This window comes from Rhizobium sp. RM (assembly GCF_013390595.1).
Lineage (GTDB): Bacteria > Pseudomonadota > Alphaproteobacteria > Rhizobiales > Rhizobiaceae > Agrobacterium.
This window is the reverse complement of record NZ_JACAWV010000002.1, coordinates 221,811-244,287: the sequence shown is the minus strand read 5'-3', so window position 1 is coordinate 244,287 and position 22,477 is coordinate 221,811. Positions and strand designations below refer to the sequence as shown.

22 protein-coding genes and 3 tRNA genes are annotated in these 22,477 nt (G+C 57.1%); 6 read left to right on the top strand and 19 right to left on the bottom strand.

All coding sequences use genetic code 11. From position 1 onward, the window contains the following. Window positions 1-6: 6 nt before the first annotated feature. The 9 genes from HWX89_RS01320 to HWX89_RS01280 form a co-directional block, all read right to left on the bottom strand. Window positions 7-1,125, bottom strand: coding sequence for an NADH-quinone oxidoreductase subunit E (locus HWX89_RS01320; RefSeq protein ID WP_138795564.1), 1,119 nt, complete (start codon window positions 1,123-1,125; stop codon window positions 7-9). Between the two features lie 17 nt (window positions 1,126-1,142). Continuing rightward, window positions 1,143-1,403, bottom strand: a complete 261-nt coding sequence (locus tag HWX89_RS01315; protein ID WP_138795565.1) for a hypothetical protein — start codon at window positions 1,401-1,403, stop codon at window positions 1,143-1,145. Then, window positions 1,403-2,593 (bottom strand): NADH-quinone oxidoreductase subunit D, encoded by a 1,191-nt coding sequence (locus HWX89_RS01310; protein ID WP_138795566.1) that lies wholly within the window; start codon window positions 2,591-2,593, stop codon window positions 1,403-1,405. The genes HWX89_RS01315 and HWX89_RS01310 overlap by 1 nt, the downstream gene beginning before the upstream one ends. Window positions 2,594-2,595: 2 nt before the next feature. Beyond that, window positions 2,596-3,024: a GFA family protein gene (locus HWX89_RS01305; RefSeq protein ID WP_138795567.1), complete on the bottom strand. Its 429-nt coding sequence runs from the start codon at window positions 3,022-3,024 to the stop codon at window positions 2,596-2,598. Next, window positions 3,021-3,623 (bottom strand): NADH-quinone oxidoreductase subunit C, encoded by a 603-nt coding sequence (locus tag HWX89_RS01300; RefSeq protein ID WP_138795568.1) that lies wholly within the window; start codon window positions 3,621-3,623, stop codon window positions 3,021-3,023. The genes HWX89_RS01305 and HWX89_RS01300 overlap by 4 nt, the downstream gene beginning before the upstream one ends. Before the next feature lie 20 nt (window positions 3,624-3,643). Continuing rightward, window positions 3,644-4,228 carry a NuoB/complex I 20 kDa subunit family protein gene (locus tag HWX89_RS01295; RefSeq protein ID WP_138795569.1) on the bottom strand — a complete coding sequence of 195 codons (585 nt, stop codon included), beginning with the start codon at window positions 4,226-4,228 and terminating at the stop codon, window positions 3,644-3,646. Further along, window positions 4,219-4,584 (bottom strand): NADH-quinone oxidoreductase subunit A, encoded by a 366-nt coding sequence (locus HWX89_RS01290; protein ID WP_138795570.1) that lies wholly within the window; start codon window positions 4,582-4,584, stop codon window positions 4,219-4,221. Before HWX89_RS01290 ends, HWX89_RS01295 begins: the two co-directional genes overlap by 10 nt. A gap of 437 nt (window positions 4,585-5,021) precedes the next feature. Then, window positions 5,022-5,098 (bottom strand) — tRNA-Asp (locus tag HWX89_RS01285). A 40-nt stretch (window positions 5,099-5,138) separates the two neighbouring features. After that, window positions 5,139-5,215, bottom strand: a tRNA-Asp gene (locus tag HWX89_RS01280). A gap of 448 nt (window positions 5,216-5,663) precedes the next feature. Here HWX89_RS01280 and HWX89_RS01275 point away from each other — a divergent pair. Further along, window positions 5,664-5,739: transfer RNA gene (locus HWX89_RS01275), tRNA-Val, on the top strand. A gap of 452 nt (window positions 5,740-6,191) precedes the next feature. Next, on the top strand, window positions 6,192-6,332 hold the full coding sequence (locus HWX89_RS01270) for a hypothetical protein (protein ID WP_178340558.1): 141 nt from the start codon (window positions 6,192-6,194) through the stop codon (window positions 6,330-6,332). A gap of 274 nt (window positions 6,333-6,606) precedes the next feature. Here the strand turns inward: HWX89_RS01270 and HWX89_RS01265 are convergent, their stop codons facing one another. The 6 genes from HWX89_RS01265 to clpP form a co-directional block, all read right to left on the bottom strand. Further along, window positions 6,607-8,805 (bottom strand): esterase-like activity of phytase family protein, encoded by a 2,199-nt coding sequence (locus HWX89_RS01265; RefSeq protein WP_138795571.1) that lies wholly within the window; start codon window positions 8,803-8,805, stop codon window positions 6,607-6,609. Window positions 8,806-9,093: 288 nt separating this feature from the next. Next, window positions 9,094-9,369, bottom strand: coding sequence for a non-specific DNA-binding protein Hbs (gene hbs, locus HWX89_RS01260; RefSeq protein WP_138795572.1), 276 nt, complete (start codon window positions 9,367-9,369; stop codon window positions 9,094-9,096). A 204-nt stretch (window positions 9,370-9,573) separates the two neighbouring features. Beyond that, window positions 9,574-11,991 (bottom strand): endopeptidase La, encoded by a 2,418-nt coding sequence (lon, locus tag HWX89_RS01255; RefSeq protein WP_138795573.1) that lies wholly within the window; start codon window positions 11,989-11,991, stop codon window positions 9,574-9,576. 384 nt (window positions 11,992-12,375) lie between these two features. Continuing rightward, window positions 12,376-12,744: a VOC family protein gene (locus tag HWX89_RS01250; RefSeq protein WP_138795574.1), complete on the bottom strand. Its 369-nt coding sequence runs from the start codon at window positions 12,742-12,744 to the stop codon at window positions 12,376-12,378. Between the two features lie 84 nt (window positions 12,745-12,828). After that, window positions 12,829-14,106 (bottom strand): ATP-dependent Clp protease ATP-binding subunit ClpX, encoded by a 1,278-nt coding sequence (gene clpX, locus HWX89_RS01245; protein ID WP_138795575.1) that lies wholly within the window; start codon window positions 14,104-14,106, stop codon window positions 12,829-12,831. Between the two features lie 291 nt (window positions 14,107-14,397). Further along, window positions 14,398-15,030, bottom strand: coding sequence for an ATP-dependent Clp endopeptidase proteolytic subunit ClpP (gene clpP, locus HWX89_RS01240; protein ID WP_138795576.1), 633 nt, complete (start codon window positions 15,028-15,030; stop codon window positions 14,398-14,400). Between the two features lie 455 nt (window positions 15,031-15,485). Between clpP and HWX89_RS01235 the strand changes: the two genes are divergently transcribed. Together HWX89_RS01235 and HWX89_RS01230 are read left to right on the top strand one after the other, a co-directional pair. Next, the gene (locus tag HWX89_RS01235; protein ID WP_138795577.1) at window positions 15,486-16,733 is read left to right on the top strand and encodes a GGDEF domain-containing protein; all 1,248 of its coding nucleotides are present in this window, start codon (window positions 15,486-15,488) and stop codon (window positions 16,731-16,733) included. A gap of 90 nt (window positions 16,734-16,823) precedes the next feature. Then, on the top strand, window positions 16,824-18,071 hold the full coding sequence (locus HWX89_RS01230; RefSeq protein ID WP_138795578.1) for a cytochrome P450: 1,248 nt from the start codon (window positions 16,824-16,826) through the stop codon (window positions 18,069-18,071). Between the two features lie 16 nt (window positions 18,072-18,087). Here the strand turns inward: HWX89_RS01230 and HWX89_RS01225 are convergent, their stop codons facing one another. Then, on the bottom strand, window positions 18,088-18,969 hold the full coding sequence (locus HWX89_RS01225) for a LysR family transcriptional regulator (protein ID WP_138795579.1): 882 nt from the start codon (window positions 18,967-18,969) through the stop codon (window positions 18,088-18,090). Window positions 18,970-19,076: 107 nt separating this feature from the next. Here HWX89_RS01225 and HWX89_RS01220 point away from each other — a divergent pair, with 107 nt between their 5' ends. Together HWX89_RS01220 and HWX89_RS01215 are read left to right on the top strand one after the other, a co-directional pair. Beyond that, window positions 19,077-19,496 (top strand): CidA/LrgA family protein, encoded by a 420-nt coding sequence (locus tag HWX89_RS01220; RefSeq protein ID WP_138795580.1) that lies wholly within the window; start codon window positions 19,077-19,079, stop codon window positions 19,494-19,496. Further along, window positions 19,483-20,184 (top strand): LrgB family protein, encoded by a 702-nt coding sequence (locus tag HWX89_RS01215; protein WP_138795581.1) that lies wholly within the window; start codon window positions 19,483-19,485, stop codon window positions 20,182-20,184. The genes HWX89_RS01220 and HWX89_RS01215 overlap by 14 nt, the downstream gene beginning before the upstream one ends. A 20-nt stretch (window positions 20,185-20,204) precedes the next feature. On the opposite strand, the gene HWX89_RS01210 is transcribed toward HWX89_RS01215, so the two are convergent. The 3 genes from HWX89_RS01210 to HWX89_RS01200 all read right to left on the bottom strand — a co-directional run bounded on the left by HWX89_RS01210 (window position 20,205) and on the right by HWX89_RS01200 (window position 22,372). Then, window positions 20,205-20,561 (bottom strand): cupin domain-containing protein, encoded by a 357-nt coding sequence (locus tag HWX89_RS01210; protein ID WP_138795582.1) that lies wholly within the window; start codon window positions 20,559-20,561, stop codon window positions 20,205-20,207. Between the two features lie 18 nt (window positions 20,562-20,579). Continuing rightward, on the bottom strand, window positions 20,580-21,863 hold the full coding sequence (locus HWX89_RS01205; protein ID WP_138795583.1) for an O-acetylhomoserine aminocarboxypropyltransferase: 1,284 nt from the start codon (window positions 21,861-21,863) through the stop codon (window positions 20,580-20,582). 74 nt (window positions 21,864-21,937) lie between these two features. Beyond that, entirely contained in the window at window positions 21,938-22,372 is a 435-nt protein-coding gene (locus HWX89_RS01200) for a CoA-binding protein (protein WP_138795584.1), read from the bottom strand. Window positions 22,373-22,477: the final 105 nt, after the last annotated feature.

Here is a 22,477-nt window from a genome sequence, read left to right as displayed (position 1 = left end):
CACCTCTTACCGCGGCTTCTTGCCGAAGACCTTGATATACTCGGCTTCGCCACCCTTGGCGAGCGCCTCGGCCTGCTTGAGCCATTCGTCACGCTCGATACGGCCCTTGAAATTCAGATAGCCATCAACCCAGTCGCATTCGGCCTTCTTCCAGGCAGCAATCTGCGCGAACGTGAAGATGCCGAGCTCATGCAGTGTACCTTCAATCTTCGGGCCAACGCCGGAGATCAGCTTCAGGTCATCGGGCGTTGCAGGCTTTTCGATACCAGCCGGGCGATCCTTGCTGTCGAGCGCAGGCTTTGCGGTCTCGGCAGAGCCGGACGCTTCCTTTTCGGCAGCCTTGACGTTTGCTTCCGCAGCCTTCGGCTCGGTTACCGGCGTCTTCAGCTTGGCGTCGGCTTCCGGTGCAGTCGTCTTCGGCTTGGCAGCTTCAGACGGCGCAGGTGCCGCTGCGGCAGCAGCAGGTGCGGCAGGCGCCTCGGCAGGCTTGTCCAGGTTCGAACGATCCGGCTTGATTTCTTCAGTCAGCGTGGTGAGGCCGCCGACGGGAACGGACTGGTGACGATCGATCTGCGGACCGGTCTTGACGGTCTCGCCCTTGCCTGCCTCGAACTGATCGATGATCTCTTCCAGACGCTCAGGCGTCAGATCTTCGTAAGCATCCTTGAAGATGATGACCATCGGCGCGTTGACGCAGGCGCCCTGACATTCGACTTCTTCCCAGGAGAGCGTGCCGCTCTCGTTGGTGTGCAGCGGATCGTGATGGATCTTCTTGCGGCAGACATCCATCAGCGCTTCGGAACCGCGCAGCATGCAGGGCGTGGTGCCACAGACCTGAACGTGGGCGCGCGTGCCGACCGGCTTCAACTGGAACTGGGTGTAGAAGGTCGCAACTTCGAGCACGCGGATATAGGGCATATCCAGCATGTCGGCGATCTTTTCGATACAGGCGCGGGTTACCCAGCCATCCTGTTCCTGCGCACGCATGAGCAGCGGAATGACCGCGGACTGCTGGCGTCCTTCCGGATATTTCTTGATCGTCTTTTCCGCCCAGGCGGTGTTATCCGCATTGAATACGAAACCCGTGGGCTGGAACTGATCTTCGGCTAGTCGACGAACGGACATACTTCCTCACGCCTTTTTCAGTTTAGCGTCTCACACCGCGAATTCGTCACCGTAACGAACTCACAGGCGTAAGCTGCCTTGTCTTTTTGCATGAATACAATGAACTTGCTGCCGTTCGGGACCGAGGCCTTGATCTCGTATCCTGACGACAGAAGCTGCTTGATGGTCGAAGAACCGCCGCTTGCCTTTGAAGACACGCCGTCACCCGCCGCAGTCTGGGCGAGAACAGGCGTGGCAAAAGCAGCAAGAAGAGCCAGAATGGCCAGCGGCAAACGCATCAGCGGTCGACCTCCCCGAACACGATGTCGAGAGAGCCGAGAACGGCTGTTACGTCGGCAAGCTGATGTCCCTTGCAGAGGAAATCCATGGCTTGCAGATGCGCATAACCCGGCGCGCGGATCTTGCAGCGGTAAGGCTTGTTGGAGCCGTCGGCGACCAGATAGACGCCGAACTCACCCTTGGGCGCTTCCACGGCGGCGTACACTTCGCCAGCCGGCACGTGGTAACCTTCGGTGTAAAGCTTGAAGTGGTGGATAAGCGCTTCCATCGAACGCTTCATCTCGCCACGCTTCGGCGGAACCACCTTGCCGTCGAGCGACGACACGGGGCCAATCCGATGTTTGCCGGAGAGGAGTTCGACGCACTGCTTCATGATCTTTACCGATTCACGCATTTCCTGCATGCGGATCAGGTAACGGTCATAGCAGTCGCCGTTCTTGCCGACCGGAATATCGAATTCCAGATCGGAGTAGCATTCGTAAGGCTGAGCGCGACGCAGGTCCCAGGCAGCGCCCGAACCGCGTACCATGACGCCGGTGAAGCCCCACGCAAACGCGTCTTCCAGCGAGATGACGCCGATATCGACGTTACGCTGCTTGTAGATGCGGTTGTCGGTCAGAAGACCTTCGATGTTGTCGAGAACCGTGATGAACGGGTCGCACCACTTGCCGATATCGTCGACGAGTTCCGGCGGCAGGTCCTGATGGACGCCACCTGGACGAACGTAAGCGGAGTGCATGCGCGCGCCGCAGGCACGCTCGTAAAACACCATCAGCTTTTCGCGCTCTTCGAAGCCCCAGACAGGCGGGGTCATGGCACCAACGTCCATGGCCTGCGTAGTGACGTTCATGATATGCGACAGGATACGGCCGATTTCCGAGTAGAGAACGCGGATCAACTGACCGCGCATCGGAATTTCGAGACCGAGCAGCTTTTCAACGCCAAGCGCGAAAGCATGTTCCTGGTTCATCGGCGCAACGTAGTCCAGACGGTCGAAATACGGGACCGCCTGAAGGTAGGTCTTTGTCTCGATCAGCTTTTCCGTACCACGGTGCAGCAGGCCGATGTGCGGGTCCACTCGCTCGACGATTTCACCATCGAGTTCGAGAACGAGACGCAACACGCCGTGCGCGGACGGGTGTTCCGGGCCGAAGTTGATCGTGAAATTGCGGACGTTATGCTCTGTCATTCTTAGTGCTCCGCCGAGGTAATCATGGCGATGAATTCGGGGCCGGTCATGTTTTGCGTGGTTTCAGCGAAAGAGTAGCTGGAAGGCTTCTCATCGATGAAAATCTGCGACGCAAACTTGAAACTGGAAGGGTTGTCGAAGGCCTGCAGCGATACGGCAAAATGATTACCGTCCTTTGAACGCCACAGAAGCGTGCTGCCGCAATTCTTGCAGAAGCAGCGCTCGCCCCATTCCGAGGAAGAATAGACGCCCAAATTCTGCTCGTTTTCAAAAGCAACTTCGGTGCATTCTACAGCAAGGAATGTTCCGCCGGACCAACGGCGGCACATAGAGCAGTGACAAACGCCGAATTCACGGGCACCAGCCTTCGCTGTAAAGCGAACGGCGCCGCAAAGACATTGTCCCTGCTCTGTTGCAACGGCTTCGCTCATTGCTTGGCCTTTTCGTCACCCGGAAGAACGTAGTCCGTGCCTTCCCATGGGGAAAGGAAATCGAAGCTACGGAATTCCTGCTTCAATTCGACGGGCTCATAGAGAACGCGCTTGAGAACGTCATCGTAACGTACTTCAACGAAGCCGGTAACCGGAAAATCCTTGCGCAGCGGATGGCCTTCGAAGCCATAGTCCGTGAGGATGCGGCGCAGGTCGGAGTGACCTTCGAATGGAATACCGTACATATCCCAGGCTTCGCGCTCGAACCATTCCGCACCGTAGAACACGGAGGTCGCCGAAGGCACGCCCTCGTCTTCCGCCACCTGCAGCTTGACGCGCACGCGCATGTTCTGGCGCGGCGACAACAGATGGTAGACGACATCGAAGCGCTTTTCGCGCTGAGGCCAGTCAACGCCGCAGATATCGATGAAGTTGACGAAACCGCACTGCACGTCGTCCCGAAGGAACGTCAGAAGTGCGATGACGCTCTCCGGCGTCGTCGTCAGCGTCAGTTCGCCAAAGGCGACGTCAGCCGCCTCGACCAGAGAACCGCGCGCTTCCTTCACGTAAGCAGCAAGATCCTTGAGAGCTTCGCTCATTGCCTGTCTGTCCTTTGCCCTTAACGCTCGATCGTTCCGGTACGCCGGATTTTCTTTTGCAGCAGAAGTACGCCGTAAAGCAGCGCTTCCGCCGTGGGGGGACAGCCCGGAACATAAATGTCGACGGGCACGACACGATCGCAGCCACGCACTACGGCGTAAGAATAATGGTAATAACCGCCGCCATTGGCGCAGGAACCCATCGAGATGACGTAACGCGGCTCAGGCATCTGGTCATAGACCTTGCGGAGCGCAGGCGCCATCTTGTTGGTCAGCGTGCCGGCGACGATCATGACGTCCGACTGGCGCGGTGAGGCGCGCGGCGCGACGCCGAAGCGCTCCATGTCGTAACGCGGGCCGGAGGCCTGCATCAGACCTTCGACAGCGCAGCAAGCCAGACCGAACTGCATCCACATCAGCGAGCCCGTGCGAGCCCAGGTGATCAGTTCGTCGGTCGAGGTAACGAGAAAGCCCTTGTCGGCCAGCTCATCGTTGATATCGGTAAAATAGGCGTCATCACTGCCAACAGGCTTGCCGGTGTTGGGATCGATGATCCCACGCGGCTTGGGTGCGACGAGCGTGGTATCGTTCTGGCTCATGCCCATTCCAGCGCTCCCTTCTTCCATTCATAGATGAAGCCGATGGTGAGAACCAGGAGGAACACCATCATCGACCAGAAGCCGAACCAGCCCATCTCTCCGAACGAAACCGCCCACGGGAAAAGGAAGGCGACTTCAAGGTCGAAGATGATGAAGAGAATCGACACCAGATAAAAGCGGATATCAAACTTCATGCGGGCGTCATCGAACGCGTTGAAGCCGCACTCGAAGGCAGACAGCTTTTCCGGGTCCGGATTTTTATATGCAACCGCGAAAGGCGCAATCAGAAGCGCCAGACCGATAACAAGAGCGATACCGATGAAGATTGCAATCGGAATATAGGAACTGAGGAGTTCAGTCATGGTCTCTTCCCTGCCCGGCCGGGTGCCGGACCTTACCTTGCGACGAAACGTCTCAAGGCGAAAAATATGTTGCAACGCCAAAGTCGTTAGCGCAGCCGCGCTCTCTCTGCAAGAGTTTCGGCACCATTTCAAGCCGCCTGCCGCATTGATTGGCAACAATATTGCCGGAATTGACGCAAAATTGGGCCGGTTATCGCGGCTAAGTCCCTCAAATAAAATAATAATCGATTGAATGGTGCGACCGCAAAAAAGTCACACAAATTTTACGCAGAAAAACCACGAAAGTGACGATTTTCAATATGCGAAACTTGACTAAAAAATGCAGGAAAAATGACGCCGCGAAGGCCGTCAAAAGAGCTGGAATCAGAGAGCAGAAACCAGACGCAAAACCGCTATCAGCGGCTCACATATATATAATGTAAGGGAGGAAAGAAAAATGGCGCGAGTGACGGGGCTCGAACCCGCGACCTCCGGCGTGACAGGCCGGCACTCTAACCGACTGAGCTACACCCGCGCATGTTGCAGATTTTCATCTGCGTTTCCGAGGATCAGGATGGCGCGAGTGACGGGGCTCGAACCCGCGACCTCCGGCGTGACAGGCCGGCACTCTAACCGACTGAGCTACACCCGCATCTCCTGACAGCGAAGCTTTCGTTTCGCCGTACGAACCAGCCTCGGCTGTTCGTTGAGCGGCTAACTACGGCGTTCGTGCTGGGGTGTCAAGCGAGTTTCACGACAAAAGAATAAGCTTGTGCATTTTCCGATGGGAAAAACCGGTTCGAACCGCCCAAAAAACAAACTAAGCTATTGTTTTATATTACACTTATTCGGGAAAAGAAAAACTTTATCCACAGACACCAGGCGGTTTCCGGCTGATTTTGCAGTGCAGCATTACAGGGGTCGACGATGCCGATTTGGGCAAAACCCCGGTTTTCCGGGCTTTCTGCCCGTCACCATCGAGGCTCGACAAAACAAACTCGAAAAAAAACAAAAAAACTTCACAAAAGCACTTGCGGTTTTTTTCTGATCCGCATACATCACGGCCACCGACGCGGCGGACACGATCCGCAGGACGCGAAGGGCGATTAGCTCAGTTGGTAGAGCGCCTCGTTTACACCGAGGATGTCGGGAGTTCGAGTCTCTCATCGCCCACCATTACTTCCCAGGACAATGCAGAGACTTAAATGTAAAGCGGGCTTTGGCTCGCTTTTGGCGTTTTATCGCCTCCTCATGCTGGCAGGACCTTTTTTCTCATCGCATTTGAGACGTTCTCGCTGCTTCGAAGATTCGCCCTCCCCCAGTTCGCATTCGCCCTTCCATTAGAAAAAGAGATTCGTTTGGCGGATGAATCGATTTGCCTGCTCAAAAAAAGTTTCGAGCATCCGTCGGCGACGTCGCAACCAAATCGGTACACACGAATAGACGTCTGTGTGTTGATTCCGGACTCAATGTTTCAAAACGCATCGTCCAGCCCACTATCTGCTGCGCCTGACCTTCCCTGTTCAAAACAGCGCCCTCTGACGCGAAGTAACGCGGCATCTGTGATTCAGTATTTCTCAATAGTTTTATCGCAAGGTCAGCTTGCCGGCTCATGATGAGCGGTTTTAATGATGGATGAAACCATGTCGATCGACGCGTTTGTAACACTCGCGCTCATTGCGCTGCCTATTTATATTTTTTTCCGCTGGGTCCAGCAGGACTCAGAAAAGCAAGATACTCCGGGCAAGAAAAGCTCCCCCGGTCGCTAATCCTCCCCTTACCTGTCAAAACAGCAATCGGCATTTGAACGCGACATGACGTTTGAATGGCGTTGCGGCTTTCTCACGCTGATATCCTCACCGATGGCATCCGGCAGCCCCCGCGCCTGATTCCTGTCGTCTGATGAGACCGGTGGCAAACGCGCTCTGTGTACCCCCCAATCAACGCGCGCCGAGAAAGCCTGCATTCCCAGCCGCAACTGCGGTCGAAAGCAAAAAAGCCGGTCGAAAGACCGGCTTTTTCTTTTACATATGATCGATGCGATCAGTTGATTGCCTTCAGGTTGACCGTGAAGAACAGGGTTTCGCCGGAGGAATCATCCACGCCGTCATTGTCGGTCACAACGTAAGCGGTGCCATCCTTGTCGAAAGTGAAGCCTTCCAGCTTGTCGACGACGTAACCGTTGGTCTGCGCCTTCAGGTCCGGCAGGAAGTCATGAGCTTCCTCTTTCTTGACCAGCGGCAGTTCGCCACCGATTTTGGCCGGCTTCAGTTCTGACAGAGCGACGCGGTAGAGCTTCTTAAGCTTTGCCTTGTCACCGATCTGGTTGTCGCGCTCGACGATATAGACGTGATCACCAAAAGCCGCGATTTCAGACAAACCTACCCAGCCCTCACCCGCCTTTTCGAGCGGATAACGCACTGCGCCCCATTCCTTGGACTTTGGCTTGTAGGAAACGAGCTTGACCGTGCCTTTCTCGTCCGTACCCCATTCACGCTGCACAGCCATCCAGAGGGTTGCGTCATCACCTTCGCCGATAACGGTCACACCTTCAAAGCCGAAGCGTGTTTCGCCGTTGAGAAGTTCCTTCGGCAGGGCGATCTCGGCCTTGATCTCGCCCTTGGCGTTGACGTTGTAGAGCGCGTGCGGGACGAGCTTGCTGCTATCGCCTTCAGATGCCAGCCAGAAACCACCCTTGCCATCGCGTGCGATGCCTTCGATATCGAGCTTCTGGGCAGCCATGCCGTCACGCTTGACGCGCAGGACGCTGGTGATGACGGCAGGCTTCTTGGTGGCGTCGATGGTGAAGATCGACGGCTGGTTGCCGTATACCGAGTCGGAGACGGCATAGAGAATGCCAGGCTTTTCGGCGTCGGCGGTCAGGCCAGACAATGCACCCCAGCCGATCGGCAGTCCATCGATTTCAGCGGAAACGAGCTGCGGGTAAGCTGCCTCGCCTTCGCTGCGCTCATAGAGCATGACGTGCGAACGCGCGCCGCCATCTTCGCCGAGGTCGGCTTCGTTGGCGGTGACCAGCAGGTTGCGCGAGGGAATGGCAACAGCACCTTCCGGGGAAATACCGGATGGCAGTAGCTGCACGAGCTGCGGTTCAGCGCCGGTGTCCTTATAGACGCCAACAACAGAAGCGCGCTCGCTGAGAACGAAGATGTACTTCTCACCGCCGAAGGTCGCGGCTTCCAGACCTTCCGGCTCGATGCCTTTGGCCTTGGAGCGCTTTTCCGGATAGTGGCCGATGGCGGCAATGGCGTGCTCGAGCGAAGCACCCGCCTCGTAAACCAGCTTGCCGGTCTTGTCGAAAATGGTGAAACCGCGCGAACCGCCCTGCCAGTCCCCCTCGTTGGCGATGACGATACGGTCATTGTCGAGCCACTTTACAGCGTCGGGCTCGCGCTTACGAGCCTCCTGCTTGTCGGTGAACTTCAACTGGCCATCGGATTTCGTGTCGATGCCTTCCAGATCAACCGAACCGGCCGAGAAATGGCTGGTCACCTTGCCGGACTTGCCGTCGATGATGGCGATGTGGTTGTTTTCCTGCAGCGTCACGGCGATTTCGCCATTGGCATTGATGGAAACGAATTCCGGCTCCGGATCTTCAGGAGAAATCTCTGCAAGACCGGTCAGGTCGATCTTCTTGAGCGTCGCGCAGTCGGCCGCACCGTTCTTGAGGCCAACGGTAACGAGGAAGCCAGCCGGCATCTGCGGCAAGGCGCCTTCGTTCACCTCTTCATCACGCTCGTTTTCAATGGCGATGGCGGCAAAGGTCTTGTCAGGCGAAATGGCAACCGAATCCGGCTGACCGCCGAGATCGCAGCTTGTTTCAACCTTTTTGGTGGCAAGATCCACGGTCACCAGCTTGCCGGACGGGTTTGCGCGGTTCTCAGAGGTGTTGACGCCGGCCAGAACCTTGGAACCTGCAACGGCAACAGAGGTGGGTTCGCCGTCCAGCAGCAATGCACCGCCAGCCTTCGGCGCCTTTGCGTCGGTGATGTCAACAAAACCGATGCCGCCCAGCGGGCTGTCCGAATAGATCAGCGTGTTGCCGTCTTCGCTTGCGGTGATGATTTCGGACGAAGTCGCGGTCTTGGCGTCCTTGTCAGCCGGGAGGTTGTTCGCGACCGGAAAAGACGCGATGCGGTTGAAGACCTGGTCCGCAGCCGCCGGAAAAGCGGCTGACGTCAGCAATGCTGCGGTCAAGGCCATGTGAGAAAATCGGAGCGCCATAGTAAATCCCCCTTTGCGTCCAGAAACCGTTCCCAAGGCTTCTGCGTCAAAGACATGACAGGGGCATGACACCGGCTGGCCGCGTGCTGCTGAATCGATCTTCAGTTGCACTTATCCAGCCCTGTTGTGCGGCGTCTTCTGACAGAATCAAAAAGCCCGGCCAAAAGGCCGGGCTTCTTTTCGTTTGTGCGCACATTCCGCGGTTAGGCTTCAAGGCGTCAAAACATGTTTCCTCGTGAACCTGAAGATCGCACGCACGCCGCACGGCGAAACGATCTTCCGGAAACCTTACGAGTTGACAGCGTCCTTCAGGCCCTTGCCTGCGGAGAATTTTGGAACGTTGCGAGCCGGGATGTCGACTTCAGCACCCGTGGACGGGTTACGGCCCTTGGAAGCTTCGCGGCGGCTGACAGAGAAGCTGCCAAAGCCAGCGAGGCGAATGTCGCCGCCGTTCTTCAGTTCGTTCTGTACAGTTTCGAATACTGCATCAACAGCGGAAGCAGCATCTGCCTTCGTGAGACCAGCCTTTTCGGCAACAGCAGAGACGAGCTCGTTCTTGTTCATGTTTCCACCCCTTTCATCGGTATGAAACGACTCAAATTAAGCCGGCGCAGAATACTTTTGCATCCGCGCGTAGCAACCCAAAAGCGCTGGAATCGCCTGAAAAACAAGAGGTCTGGAGTTATTTTCACAAAAAAGGCCGGCATTTCTGCCGGCCTTCCCCATAAATCGTGCCAAATTCGCATCACTCATTCCGAGTGCGGTGCATCAATGCGCGATGCCGGTGTTGTTATCGTCGACGCCTTCAACCGTCGCGATGACCGGAGTCTCGATGCTGCCGTCCCATTCAATGGGTTCCGGCTGGCGGATCAGCGCGTGTTTGATGACTTCGCCCATACGTGAAACCGGAATGATTTCCATTTCGTTTTTCACGTTGTCCGGAATTTCTGCCAGGTCCTTGGCGTTCTCTTCCGGGATCAGCACCTTCTTGATGCCGCCGCGAAGTGCTGCAAGCAGCTTTTCCTTCAGGCCGCCGATCGGCAGAACACGACCACGCAGGGTGATTTCACCCGTCATCGCCACATCCTTGGAAACCGGAATGCCGGTCATGATGGAAACGATGGCGGTTGCCATGGCAACACCGGCGGACGGTCCGTCCTTCGGGGTTGCACCTTCCGGTACGTGCACGTGAATGTCGCTCTTGTCGAAGCGCGGTGGCTCGATGCCGAAGTCCACAGCGCGCGAACGGACGTAAGACGCCGCTGCCGAGATGGATTCCTTCATCACTTCCTTGAGGTTACCGGTCACGGTCATGCGACCCTTGCCCGGCATCATCACGCCTTCGATGGTAAGCAGCTCACCGCCGACTTCCGTCCATGCGAGACCGGTGACAACACCGACCTGATCCTCACGCTCGGCTTCACCGTGGCGGTACCGCGGAACGCCCAGGTAATCCGGAACGTTGGCTGCGGTGACTTCAACGGACTTGACCTTGCCCTTGATGATCTCGGTCACGGCCTTGCGTGCAAGCTTCATCAGCTCGCGCTCGAAGCTGCGTACGCCCGCTTCGCGGGTATACTGCTGAATCACGATCATCAGCGCATCATCGGTGACGGAGAATTCCTCCGGACGCAACGCATGCTCCTTGATTGCCTTCGGCAGCAGGTGACGCTTGGCGATTTCGCGCTTTTCGTCTTCGGTGTAACCGGCAATACGGATGACTTCCATACGGTCCATCAACGGGCCAGGAATGTTCAGCGTATTGGCCGTCGTCACGAACATGACGTCGGACAGATCGTATTCCACTTCCAGGTAGTGATCCATGAAGGTAGAGTTCTGTTCCGGATCAAGCACCTCGAGCAGAGCCGACGACGGGTCGCCACGGAAGTCCATGCCCATCTTGTCGATTTCGTCGAGCAGGAAGAGCGGGTTCGACTTTTTGGCCTTCTTCATCGACTGGACGATCTTGCCCGGCATGGAGCCGATGTAGGTGCGGCGGTGACCGCGGATTTCCGCTTCGTCACGAACGCCACCCAGCGCCATACGAACATATTCACGACCGGTCGCCTTGGCGATCGACTTGGCAAGCGAGGTCTTACCAACGCCGGGCGGGCCGACGAGGCACAGGATCGGGCCGCGAATCTTCGTTGCACGGGCCTGAACGGCCAGATACTCGACGATGCGCTCTTTCACCTTGTCCAGACCGAAGTGATCCTGATCGAGGATCTTTTCGGCGTTGTTGAGGTCAGCCTTGATCTTCGACTTCTTGCCCCAGGGCAGGCCAAGCAGCCAATCCAGATAATTGCGCACGACGGTGGCTTCGGCCGACATCGGGCTCATCTGGCGAAGCTTCTTCATTTCCGCCTCGGCCTTTTCCTTGGCCTCCTTGGAAAGCTTCGTCTTGGCGATGCGCTCTTCCAGCTCGGCCATCTCGTCACGGCCGTCTTCGCCGTCGCCGAGTTCCTTCTGGATCGCCTTCATCTGCTCGTTCAGGTAATATTCGCGCTGGGTCTTTTCCATCTGGCGCTTGACGCGCGAGCGGATGCGCTTTTCCACCTGCAATACGGAAATTTCGCCTTCCATGAAGCCGAGCGCTTTTTCAAGCCGCTGCTTCACGCTGACGGTTTCCAGCATTTCCTGCTTTTCGGTGATCTTGATCGACAGGTGCGATGCAACCGTATCGGCAAGCTTCGAGTAGTCGTCAATCTGGCCAGCGGCGCCAACCACTTCCGGCGAAATCTTCTTGTTGAGCTTTACGTAGCTTTCGAATTCCGAAACAACGGAACGCGACAGCGCCTCGATCTCGACCGGGTCTTCCGCAGACTCGACGAGCTGCGTTGCCGTGGCTTCATAGAAATCTTCGCGACCGGTGTAGGAATCGATCTGCGCGCGGCCCTTGCCCTCGACCAGCACCTTGACCGTGCCATCGGGAAGCTTCAGAAGCTGCAGAACGTTGGCAACCGTACCGACCTTATGAATGGCCTCCGGCTCCGGATCGTCATCGCTGGCGTTGATCTGGGTGACAAGCATGATCTGCTTGTCGGAACCCATGACCTCTTCCAGAGCACGAATAGACTTTTCCCGCCCGACGAACAGGGGAACGATCATATGCGGGAAAACAACGATGTCGCGCAGGGGAAGTACGGGATAGGTACCGCCGGATGCCGCAGACGTGATGTTCGTCATATCATTTCCTTTCCATGGTCCCTCTTCGGGACATGTTGCCGGATGTCTTGGGGGCACCCGGCATATTCATTTCTCGAGACTGAAAGTGGAGTTTGCGAACACCGATTTCAAGTCGCCGGAACAGACGGCTTCGCGTGGCGACAAAGCCGTGAAATTCTACAAAACCCAGCGCAGGCCTTAACTCTCAACATTCCGGTTATCCTTCCCGTAGCAAAGAACCGGCCCGCCGACGGATATTCACATTCCCGTCATGTCGCGCTGCAAATCAGTTGTAAGACATTATCAGTAAAGCGCAATCCGCTCAAAACGCAAAATGGCGGCTGACGCTTTCCCTCCACGCCATTATTACCACGAACACTCTGCGTCCCCGACACACAACTGCGTTCAACTCAAAGTTTTCACCATCGGACCACGAAGACCGACGCAATTGCCCCAGGGATCACGAAACTGGCACATCCAGAGATCGCCATCGATTCTCATCGGGCCACGATAGAGAACGCCGCCAATATCGCGCCAGTGGGCCATCGCGCCCTCGAAATCATCCGTCCACCAGTAGACGACAGAGCCGGCCGCACCACTTGCGACTTTCTCATCGGCAGGCACGATCTCGAGCTGGACGTCGCCCACCTGAAGAAACTCAAAACCGGAGGGATGACTGACCGAGGGTAAAGCTTCGGGGAACGCCCTTGCGTACCAGGCGAGCCCCTCCTCCACATCGGCGACATGAACCAGAATTGCAGTGATTAAACTCATGACGACACCTGAGAGATCGCGCGGCACAAAAAAGCCCCCCGCGGCTGAAACCGCGAGGGGCTCTGATGATGTTCAGTTCGCAGATCAGGCCGAAACGTTGGCCTTCTCGTCCTTGCGATCGGCGTAGATGTAGAGCGGACGAGCGAGACCGCTGACAACTTCGTCGGAAATGACCACTTCGCGAACACCTTCCAGAGTCGGCAGTTCGAACATGGTGTCGAGAAGGATCTTTTCCATGATCGACCGCAGGCCACGGGCGCCGGTCTTGCGGGTGATCGCCTTGCGGGCGATTTCGCGCAGAGCGTCCTCGTGGAAGGTCAGCTCGACGTCTTCCATCTCGAACAGGCGCTGATACTGCTTGACGAGCGCGTTCTTCGGCTCGGACAGGATCTGGATCAATGCGTCTTCATCCAGATCTTCCAGCGTTGCCAGAACAGGCAGACGGCCGATGAATTCCGGGATGAGACCGAACTTCACCAGATCTTCCGGCTCCAGTTCGCGCAGCACTTCGCCGACGCGGCGATCGTCTTCCGCCTTGACCGTCGCACCGAAACCGATGGAGGTCTTTTCGCCACGGGCAGAGATGATCTTGTCGAGACCGGCAAAAGCGCCGCCGCAGATGAACAGGATGTTGGTCGTATCCACCTGCAGGAATTCCTGCTGCGGATGCTTGCGACCACCTTGCGGCGGAACGGAAGCGACCGTGCCTTCCATGATCTTCAGCAGTGCCTGCTGCACACCTTCGCCCGATACGTCGCGCGTGATGGACGGATTGTCCGACTTGCGGGAAATCTTGTCCACTTCGTCGATATAGACGATACCGCGCTGGGCGCGCTCGACGTTATAGTCGGCTGCCTGAAGCAGCTTGAGGATGATGTTTTCAACATCCTCACCGACATAACCGGCTTCGGTCAGCGTGGTTGCGTCTGCCATGGTGAAGGGAACGTCGATGATGCGGGCCAGCGTCTGCGCAAGATAAGTCTTGCCGCAACCGGTCGGGCCAACGAGCATGATGTTCGACTTCGCCAGTTCCACGTCGCCGTTCTTGGAGGCGTGTGCGAGGCGCTTGTAATGGTTGTGAACGGCAACAGAGAGGATCTTCTTCGCCTGCTTCTGGCCGATGACGTATTCGTCGAGGATCTTGATGATGTCCTGCGGGGTGGGAACACCCTCACGCGACTTCACCATCGACGTCTTGTTCTCCTCGCGGATGATGTCCATGCACAATTCGACGCACTCATCGCAGATGAATACTGTCGGTCCGGCAATGAGTTTCCGGACTTCGTGCTGGCTCTTGCCGCAGAATGAACAATAGAGTGTATTTTTAGAGTCGCCGCCGTTGCTGCCGCTGACTTTGCTCATATCTCTTTCCTTCCAGCACGCCGCAGGTCCGTCGAACGGATCGCGGTCAACTTACCGCTCGCCGACACGGCTGTCCTTGGGTGCACTACCGTGTCCGCTTCGCTTCCCGGGGGTACTAACCGTATCAGATACATGACCTGACAACCGGCGGCAACGAATTCCCCATAAAACCAAGGCTACGTCATAAAAATTCAACACAGCCTTAATATGTACTATTAGCGCTTTCTTTTCCGCTTGAAAGCCCCGAAATTATTTTTACCGGGGCTAACAATCTTCAAAAAGCCGTGCGCCTCAATTCGCGGAGGCGCCTTCGATTTCCTGACGCGAGGTGAGGATCTTGTCGATCACGCCCCAATCCTTCGCCTCTTCCGAGTCCATAAAGTGGTCGCGATCAAGCGTCTTTTCAACCTCATCCAGCGTGCGGCCGGTGTGCTTGACATAGACCTCGTTGAGGCGACGCTTCATCTTGATGATGTCACGAGCGTGGCGTTCGATATCGGATGCCTGACCCTGGAAACCGCCGGAAGGCTGGTGAACCATGATCCGCGCATTCGGCGTTGCAAAACGCATGCCCTTCTCACCGGCGGCGAGAAGCAGCGAACCCATGGATGCAGCCTGACCAACGCACAGCGTGGATACGGCAGGACGGATGAACTGCATCGTATCGTAGATCGCCATGCCGGCGGTCACGACACCACCTGGAGAATTGATGTAAAGCGCGATTTCCTTCTTGGGGTTTTCGGCCTCAAGGAACAGAAGCTGCGCGCAGACGAGCGATGCCATGTGGTCCTCTACCGGGCCGGTGAGGAAGATGATGCGCTCTTTGAGAAGACGTGAGTAGATGTCATAGGACCGTTCGCCGCGATTGGTCTGCTCTACGACCATCGGCACCAGAGCCATGGCGGTATCAACTGGATTTTTCATGTCCGTCCTTTGTCAAACTCTTACCCGATGCGGAAACCCGCTCCGGAATCACTTCTAAACTTCATTTCTCTACATAGAGTGTCACTGCCCCGTACTTCAAGACACGAAGCCGCATATCCTTAACGACAGAAGCGCGTTTCGGCCTGCTCCTTAACAGGTCCGCGGTCTCCTGAAACCGGCAAACGTGGTCCAGACCCGTTTTCCACGAAGGAAGCAATTCTTGGTAACCGACGGGTAAACATAAAATCATTTGGTTATACACAGATGTAACTTATCAATGGCAAGAACTCGTTAGGTATTTGGTGGTGATACTACCTTCGAGTTTCGCCGCCTGCAGTGGTACGGTCCATCGTGGACGAAATGGCATTCTGATAGGTTTTCAGTGTTCGCGACATTGATCGAGCGCGGGAACCTGCCCTTTTGGGGCGTGATCGCGCGAGTAGGATTTTTTTGCAATGCTGGATGCGAAGACTGGCCTATTTCTATGGGCCGCCGAAACTCTGACCCTTGCCGTCCTGCTCGGTACGCTCTGGCTGCACCGCCCGTCCCGACCGCATAATCTCTACTTCGCAGCAGGTTTCATCGCGACCGGCACCGGCACCATCCTGATTGCCATGCGTGGCGATATCGCCAGTTTCCTGTCTATCGAGGTCGGCAACACGTTGACCCTGGCCGCCTTCGGTTTCTGGCTGGCGGGTCTGATGACATTCGAACAGCGCAAACTCGCCGGCTGGATCGCGATCCCGGCGCTTATCTGGATCGCCGGCATGTTCCTGCAGCCGGTGCGCGAAAACATGGTGTCGCGCATTCTGCTTTATCAAGGCTGCGCCGCCATCGGTTACTTCATGCTGGCAGCCATCGTTCTCAAGAAGGATGCGCCGAACCAGGGCAACCGCAAGGCGCTTGCCGCAATTCTGGTGTTTCAGGCAGTCTCCAGCGCAATCACCGCGTTTTTCGTGCTGCCGAAAGACATGTCGTCCTCACACGCCATACCCTTGACCGTGCCGCTCGCCTTCTCCAGCGCGCTTGGCTTTACCGCCATCATCATGATCAGCGCGAAGATCATGATGGAAGAGACCGAAAGACGCCTCAACCGCCTGGCGATGACCGACCATCTGACCGGCGTCCTGAACCGTCGCGGCCTTGCCGAAGAATTCGACCGCATCAAGTCACGCGTGCCTGCCGCAGCCAGTCATGTTGTACTGACGGTGTTCGACATCGACCATTTCAAGAAGATCAACGACAGGCACGGGCATCAGGCCGGTGACGCCGTACTGGTGCACTTCTGTCATCTCGCAGCAAAGATCATCAATGAGCGGGGTCTTTTCGTGCGCATGGGAGGCGAGGAATTTGCGCTGATCTGTGCAGCCGACGATCCGGCACAGGCGATCATCCTCGCCGAAAACATTCGTATGGCTCTGTGCAAATCGCCGATCCTCGCGGAAGGGCAGCAGATTCAGGTCACCGTCAGCGCCGGCATCGCCGATTCCGTCATCGGTGAGGCAGACCTCAACAAGTTGCTGACCGAAGCCGACCGGGCGCTTTATTCCGCCAAGAAATCCGGACGCAACCGTACTGTCGTCAACCGCGATTCCATGAATATCGTCGTTCCCGCTGTCGATCGTCAGGAAGATCCGATGGACAACAATGCCGACCGGCAGGTTGCGGCGCTGAACAAGATTGCGGCGATCGCAAACCGCTGAAACGCTGTCTCCCGAGAAAAAGAAACTCCTGCTACCGCAAGATGAAAAGGCACTCTTTTCAAATCTGCGAAGCCGGACTAAATCTTGGAAATGACAGCATCATCTCCCTTTTATAAAATCGATGCCGCTACTCGCCGCGTGTCTTTCGATGCGCGCGAACCGGCGTTCTACCGCAATCCGAACGCGGCCTATGCCATGCTTCATGCACAGTGTCCCACCTTTTACTGGGAAGAGCAGAAGCAATGGTTCTTCACCGGCTACGACCACGTCAGCAGCCTGTTGCGCGACCGTCGTTTCGGACGACAGATCCTGCATGTTGCAAGCCGCGAAGAACTTGGCCTGCCGGAACCGTCCGAACATGTGAAACACTTCTATGCCGCAGAACGGCACTCGCTTCTCGAAATCGAACCGCCGGAACACACGCGGCTGCGCACGCTGGTCAACCGCGCATTCGTTTCCCGGCATGTCGAGAAGATGACACCGGAGATCATGGCGCTGGCCAACCGGCTGATCGATGCCTTTGAGAAGGATGGCAAGACGGAGTTGCTTTCGACCTTCGCTGACATCATTCCGGTGACGATGATTGCCAACATGATCGGCATTCCCGAGGAGATGGGGCCGCAATTGCTGAAGTGGTCGCATGACTATGTCGGCATGTACATGTTCAAGCGCACCCATGAGGATGAGCTTGCGGCTGACAAGGCATCCAGGGAATTTGCTGATTATGTGCGCGGCGTGATCGCGGAGCGCAGGGCAAAGCCGCAGGACGACCTTCTGAGCCACATGATCCACACGGAACACAAGGGCCAGTATCTGACCGACGATGAACTCATTTCCACGACAATCGTGCTGCTGAATGCAGGCCATGAGGCAACGGTGCACCAGATCGGCAATTCGGTGCGGATGATCCTGGAAAGCGGCATCGCTCCGGAAACGATGTTTCGCGACGAAACGACGACCGAACGCGTCGTTGAAGAGACCTTGCGCATTTGCGCGCCGGTCCACCTGTTCCAGCGCTGGGCGCTGGAACCCGCCGAGATTGACGGTATCTCGTTCAAGCGTGGTGACCAGATCAATCTCATTCTTGCTGCGGCCAATCTCGATCCACTGAAATTCAGCGATCCGCTGGACTTCAGGCCAGAGCGCAACGAAGGCGCCAACGTCTCCTTTGGTGCGGGTATTCATTTCTGCATCGGCGCGCCGCTTGCAAGGCTGGAGCTCAATCTCGTTCTGCCGCTGCTTTTCAAACGGTTGCCGAACCTCAAGATTGCGACGTCCCCGAGCGTCAAGAACGTCTACCCCTTCCACGGGCTGGAGCGGCTTGACCTGACCTGGTGAGTTCGAGCGCGGTTCGTCAGGCGACGGTCTCGCTTCTGGCGAGATCAAGCCAGGCGCGCGCCGCATGTGAGAGATAAGCGCCCTTTCGCGATATCCACGCCATATGCCATTGCATTCCCGGTGTCGAAACCGGGATATGCACAACACCGGGGCGAACACGTTTTTCCGCTATCATCCGCGGCAGGAAACCGACCCCCAGACCTGCGCCGACCAGCTCGACGATGAAATTGATCTGGCTGCTTCTGGCGGCGATGCTGGGTGAAAATCCGGCCTGCCGGCACGCATCGAGAATGATCGGATTAAGCGCAAAACCGGCATCGAAGAGAATGAAGGGGATGTCCTGCAATTCATGCAGGTCTACCACGCTTCGCTCCGCCAGCGGATGATTGCTGCGTATCAGCACCTCGAGCGGCTCCTGACGCACATCCTGCCATTCAAAATCGTCCGGCACCGGCAACAGCGATGCGCCGAGATCGACCTCCCCCGCCTTGACCAGCTCTTCCAGACGTTTGCTGCCATGTTCCACAAGCTGGATGTCGATGCCGGGGTAGCGGCTTCGGTAAATGGCAAACAAGGGCGCAAACAGCATGTCCGAACCGATGGGCGGAAGACCGAGGCGCAAGGTTCCGCGCTGGAGGCCGCGCAGATCGGAAAGCTCGGCAATCAGGTCGGCGCGCTCCGCCAATATCCTGATCGCCCGTTCGTAGACGATCTTTCCCGCTTCCGTCAGCGTGGAACGATGTCCCAGCCGGTCCAGAAGCACCAGACCCAACTCATCCTCCAACTGCTTGACCGCCTTGCTGACGGTCGACTGCGTCATGAAGACGGTTTTTGCGGCCTGGGAAAAGCCGCCCTGACGGACGACTTCAACAAAGGCATTCAGAGTTCGCAGCTCCATACTATTCCAATCCTGACTTGATAGTATTCAATCAATTCATTTTGAGAATATAGGGGCGCAAACTATAGTGCGGGTCAAGGGAGGTTGTCGCAGCAAGGGTCAGTCAGATGACGATAAACAAGGCAACACACACTCTGCACAACCGTATTGTCTCCAGCAGGCTTTTCCAGATCATCATCATCAGCGCCTTCTGGCTGCTTGGCGAAGCCATCGTTCGTATTGCGCATCTGCCGTTTCCCGGTGCGGTCGCCGGATTGGCACTCGTGCTCATTCTGCTCGCCTCGGGCAAGATCAAGCCGACAAGCATGCGTGGCGGCGCGCAATGGCTGCTGGCGGACATGCTGCTGTTTTTCGTACCTGCTGTTCTCGCGGTTCTCGACCACCAGGAATTTCTCGGCATTGTCGGCCTGAAAATCCTCGCCGTCATTCTCGGCGGCACGGCAGCCGTGATGTGCTCGACCGCGCTCGCCGTCGATTTCGGCTACCGCATGATGATGCGGCTGGAGCAACGCCATGTTCCCGTCTGACAGTCTCATCTTCCAGACGGCATTCTGGTCGGCAGCAACAATCGTTCTCTATTACGTCTCGAAGCGGATTTATGGCCGTTGGCCGAAACCCTATCTCTCTCCGCTGCTTCTGGCGCCGCTGTTTCTGATCTTGATCGCGCTTGCCATGAACACGGGTTATGCCGAGTACATCCACGCAACACACTGGTTGATGCTGCTGCTTGGCCCGGTGACGGTCGCCTTCGCCATTCCGATCTATGAGCAGCGGGCGATGATCCGCCGGTACTGGCCGGTGCTGGCCTTCGGCGTAACGGTTGGCAGCACGACGGCGATGGTGACCGCATGGGCGCTGGCGAGCCTTCTCAGCATCGACGGAGCCTTGCGTCTCAGCCTCTTGCCAAGATCGATCAGCACGCCCTTCGCCATGACCATTTCACAGGACATTGGCGGCGTGCCCGATCTGACTGCCGTGTTCGTGGTGCTGACGGGCGTGCTGGGTGCCGCACTTGGCGAAACGCTGCTGCGCTATCTGCCACTCAAGTCGTCGCTGGCACGCGGCGCCCTTTTCGGCATGGGCGCGCATGGCGCCGGTGTCGCAAGAGCACACCAGATCGGTCAGGAAGAAGGCTCGATCGCAGGACTGGTGATGGTGATTGTCGGACTGGTCAACGTTCTTGTTGCGCCAGTCCTGGCCATGCTGCTGCGTTAACGGCACGGTATCATCCGCCGTTACAGGCGGATGACGTAATCCTTGCGGGTCGTTTCGATGACTTCCCAGGTTCCCTTGAAACCAGGCCGCACAATGAGCCTGTCGCCTTTTTGAAGGTGGATGGGCTCGCCGCCCTCCTCCGTCAGCACGGAGTGACCTTCAAGGATGCTGAAATATTCCCACTCATCGTAGACCACCCGCCATTTGCCCGGCGTCGACTGCCAGATACCGGCATAAAGACCACCTGAAGCCTCCTCCAGATTCCACGTCGTGAATTTGGGATCACCGGAAACCAGCCGGTCGGGCGCAGGCGCACCCTCTTCCGGTTGAACGCCAGCAAGATCGCCATCGGTCGCGAAGGTCAGAAAATTCGTCATGGGCATGCTCCGGCGGGATCAGATCTTGGCGAGCGACTGCTCGAGATCGGCGATGATGTCGTTGACATCTTCGATGCCGATCGACAGGCGGACGACATCCGGGCCGGCACCTGCGGCCTTCTGCTGTTCCGGCGTCAATTGCGCATGGGTGGTGGAGGCCGGGTGGATGACCAGCGAGCGCGTATCGCCGATATTGGCGAGATGCGAGAAGAGCTGCAGCCCCTCGACCAGCTTCTTTCCGGCTTCATATCCACCCTTGATGCCGAAGGTGAAGACAGAGCCTGCGCCCTTCGGCGAATAGTGCTGCTGGATCGCGTGATTGTCGCTGTCTTCCAGCCCGGCATAGTGCACCCAGCTGATCTTGGCATGCGACTTCAACCATTTGGCTACGGCAAGCGCGTTGTCGGAATGGCGCTGGACGCGTAGCGGCAGGGTTTCGATGCCGGTCAGAATAAGAAACGCATTGAACGGCGCAATCGATGGGCCGAGATCGCGAAGGCCGAGCACCCGGCAGGCAATGGCAAAGGCAAAGTTACCGAACGTCTGGTGCAGCACGACGCCTGAATATTCCGGACGTGGCTGAGACAACGCCGGGTAGCGATCCGTGGCCGACCAGTCGAAGGTGCCGCCATCGACGATGACGCCTCCCATGGAATTGCCGTGACCGCCGAGAAACTTGGTCAGCGAATGCACAACGATGTCCGCGCCATGTTCGAGCGGGCGAACGAGATAAGGGCTTGCCATGGTATTATCGACGATCAGCGGCAGTCCACGGCGGTGTGCGATATCGGCAATGGCGGCGATATCGACGAAGGTGCCGCCCGGATTGGCAAGGCTTTCGATGAAGATTGCCCGGGTGCGATCATCGATCTGATTTTCGAAGCTTGCCGGTTCGGCCGCATCGGCCCAGCGAACCTGCCAGCCGAAATTCTTGAAAGCATGACCGAACTGGTTGACGGAGCCGCCGTAAAGCTGGCGGGCGGCAACGAAATTGTCACCGGGCTGAAGAAGCGTGTGGAACACCAGCATCTGAGCCGCATGGCCGGATGCGACGGCAAGGGCTGCCGTGCCGCCTTCCAGTGCCGCAACGCGTTCTTCGAGCACGGCCTGGGTGGGGTTCATGATGCGCGTATAGATATTGCCGAATTCCTTCAGCCCGAACAGAGCAGCAGCATGATCGGAATCCCGGAAGGCATAGGCCGTCGTCTGATAGATCGGCGTAGCCCGGGCACCCGTTGTCGGATCGGGCTGTGCACCCGCGTGTACGGCAAGCGTGGCGAAACCGGGATTGCTGCTCGACATAATGTTTCCTCCAATTGAAATTTTGGAGGGATCATAACGCCTTGGCGGCAAATGGTAAGCCTGTTGCGTTCCAACTATCGCTTAATATTGAGACGCGGATACTCAATTGCCGGGCAACGGTCCATCACAACATCTATGCCGTAGGATTCCGCCTTGGCGGCTGCATCGTCGTCGCGCACGGAAAGCTGCCCCCAGAGCACGGCTGGGCGTTCAGGCAGGAGAATCGCCTCCTCGACGACATCCGAGAGATATTCCGGCGCGCGAAAAACATCGATCATGTCGACCGGCTCGGGAATATCGGAAAGACGGGCATAGACCTTCTGCCCCAGGATTTCCTTGCCTGCCTGCCCGGGATTGACGGGAATGACATGGTAGCCCTTGGCCAGAAGAAACCGCATGACGCCATGGCTCGGCCGCGCAGGGTTGGGAGACGCGCCAAGCAGAGCAATCGTTTCGACTTTCGTCAGGATCGTTCGGAGGTAGTCCGGATTGTAGTGGTCATGTTGCATGCCGACTTGTCCCTTTCTTACGCTCTTCTTTTCATGCCCATCCGTCGGATGCTGCGTAAAAATGCGCCGCTCCAACAATCGCCCTTCGAGCCCCTCGCTTTTAGC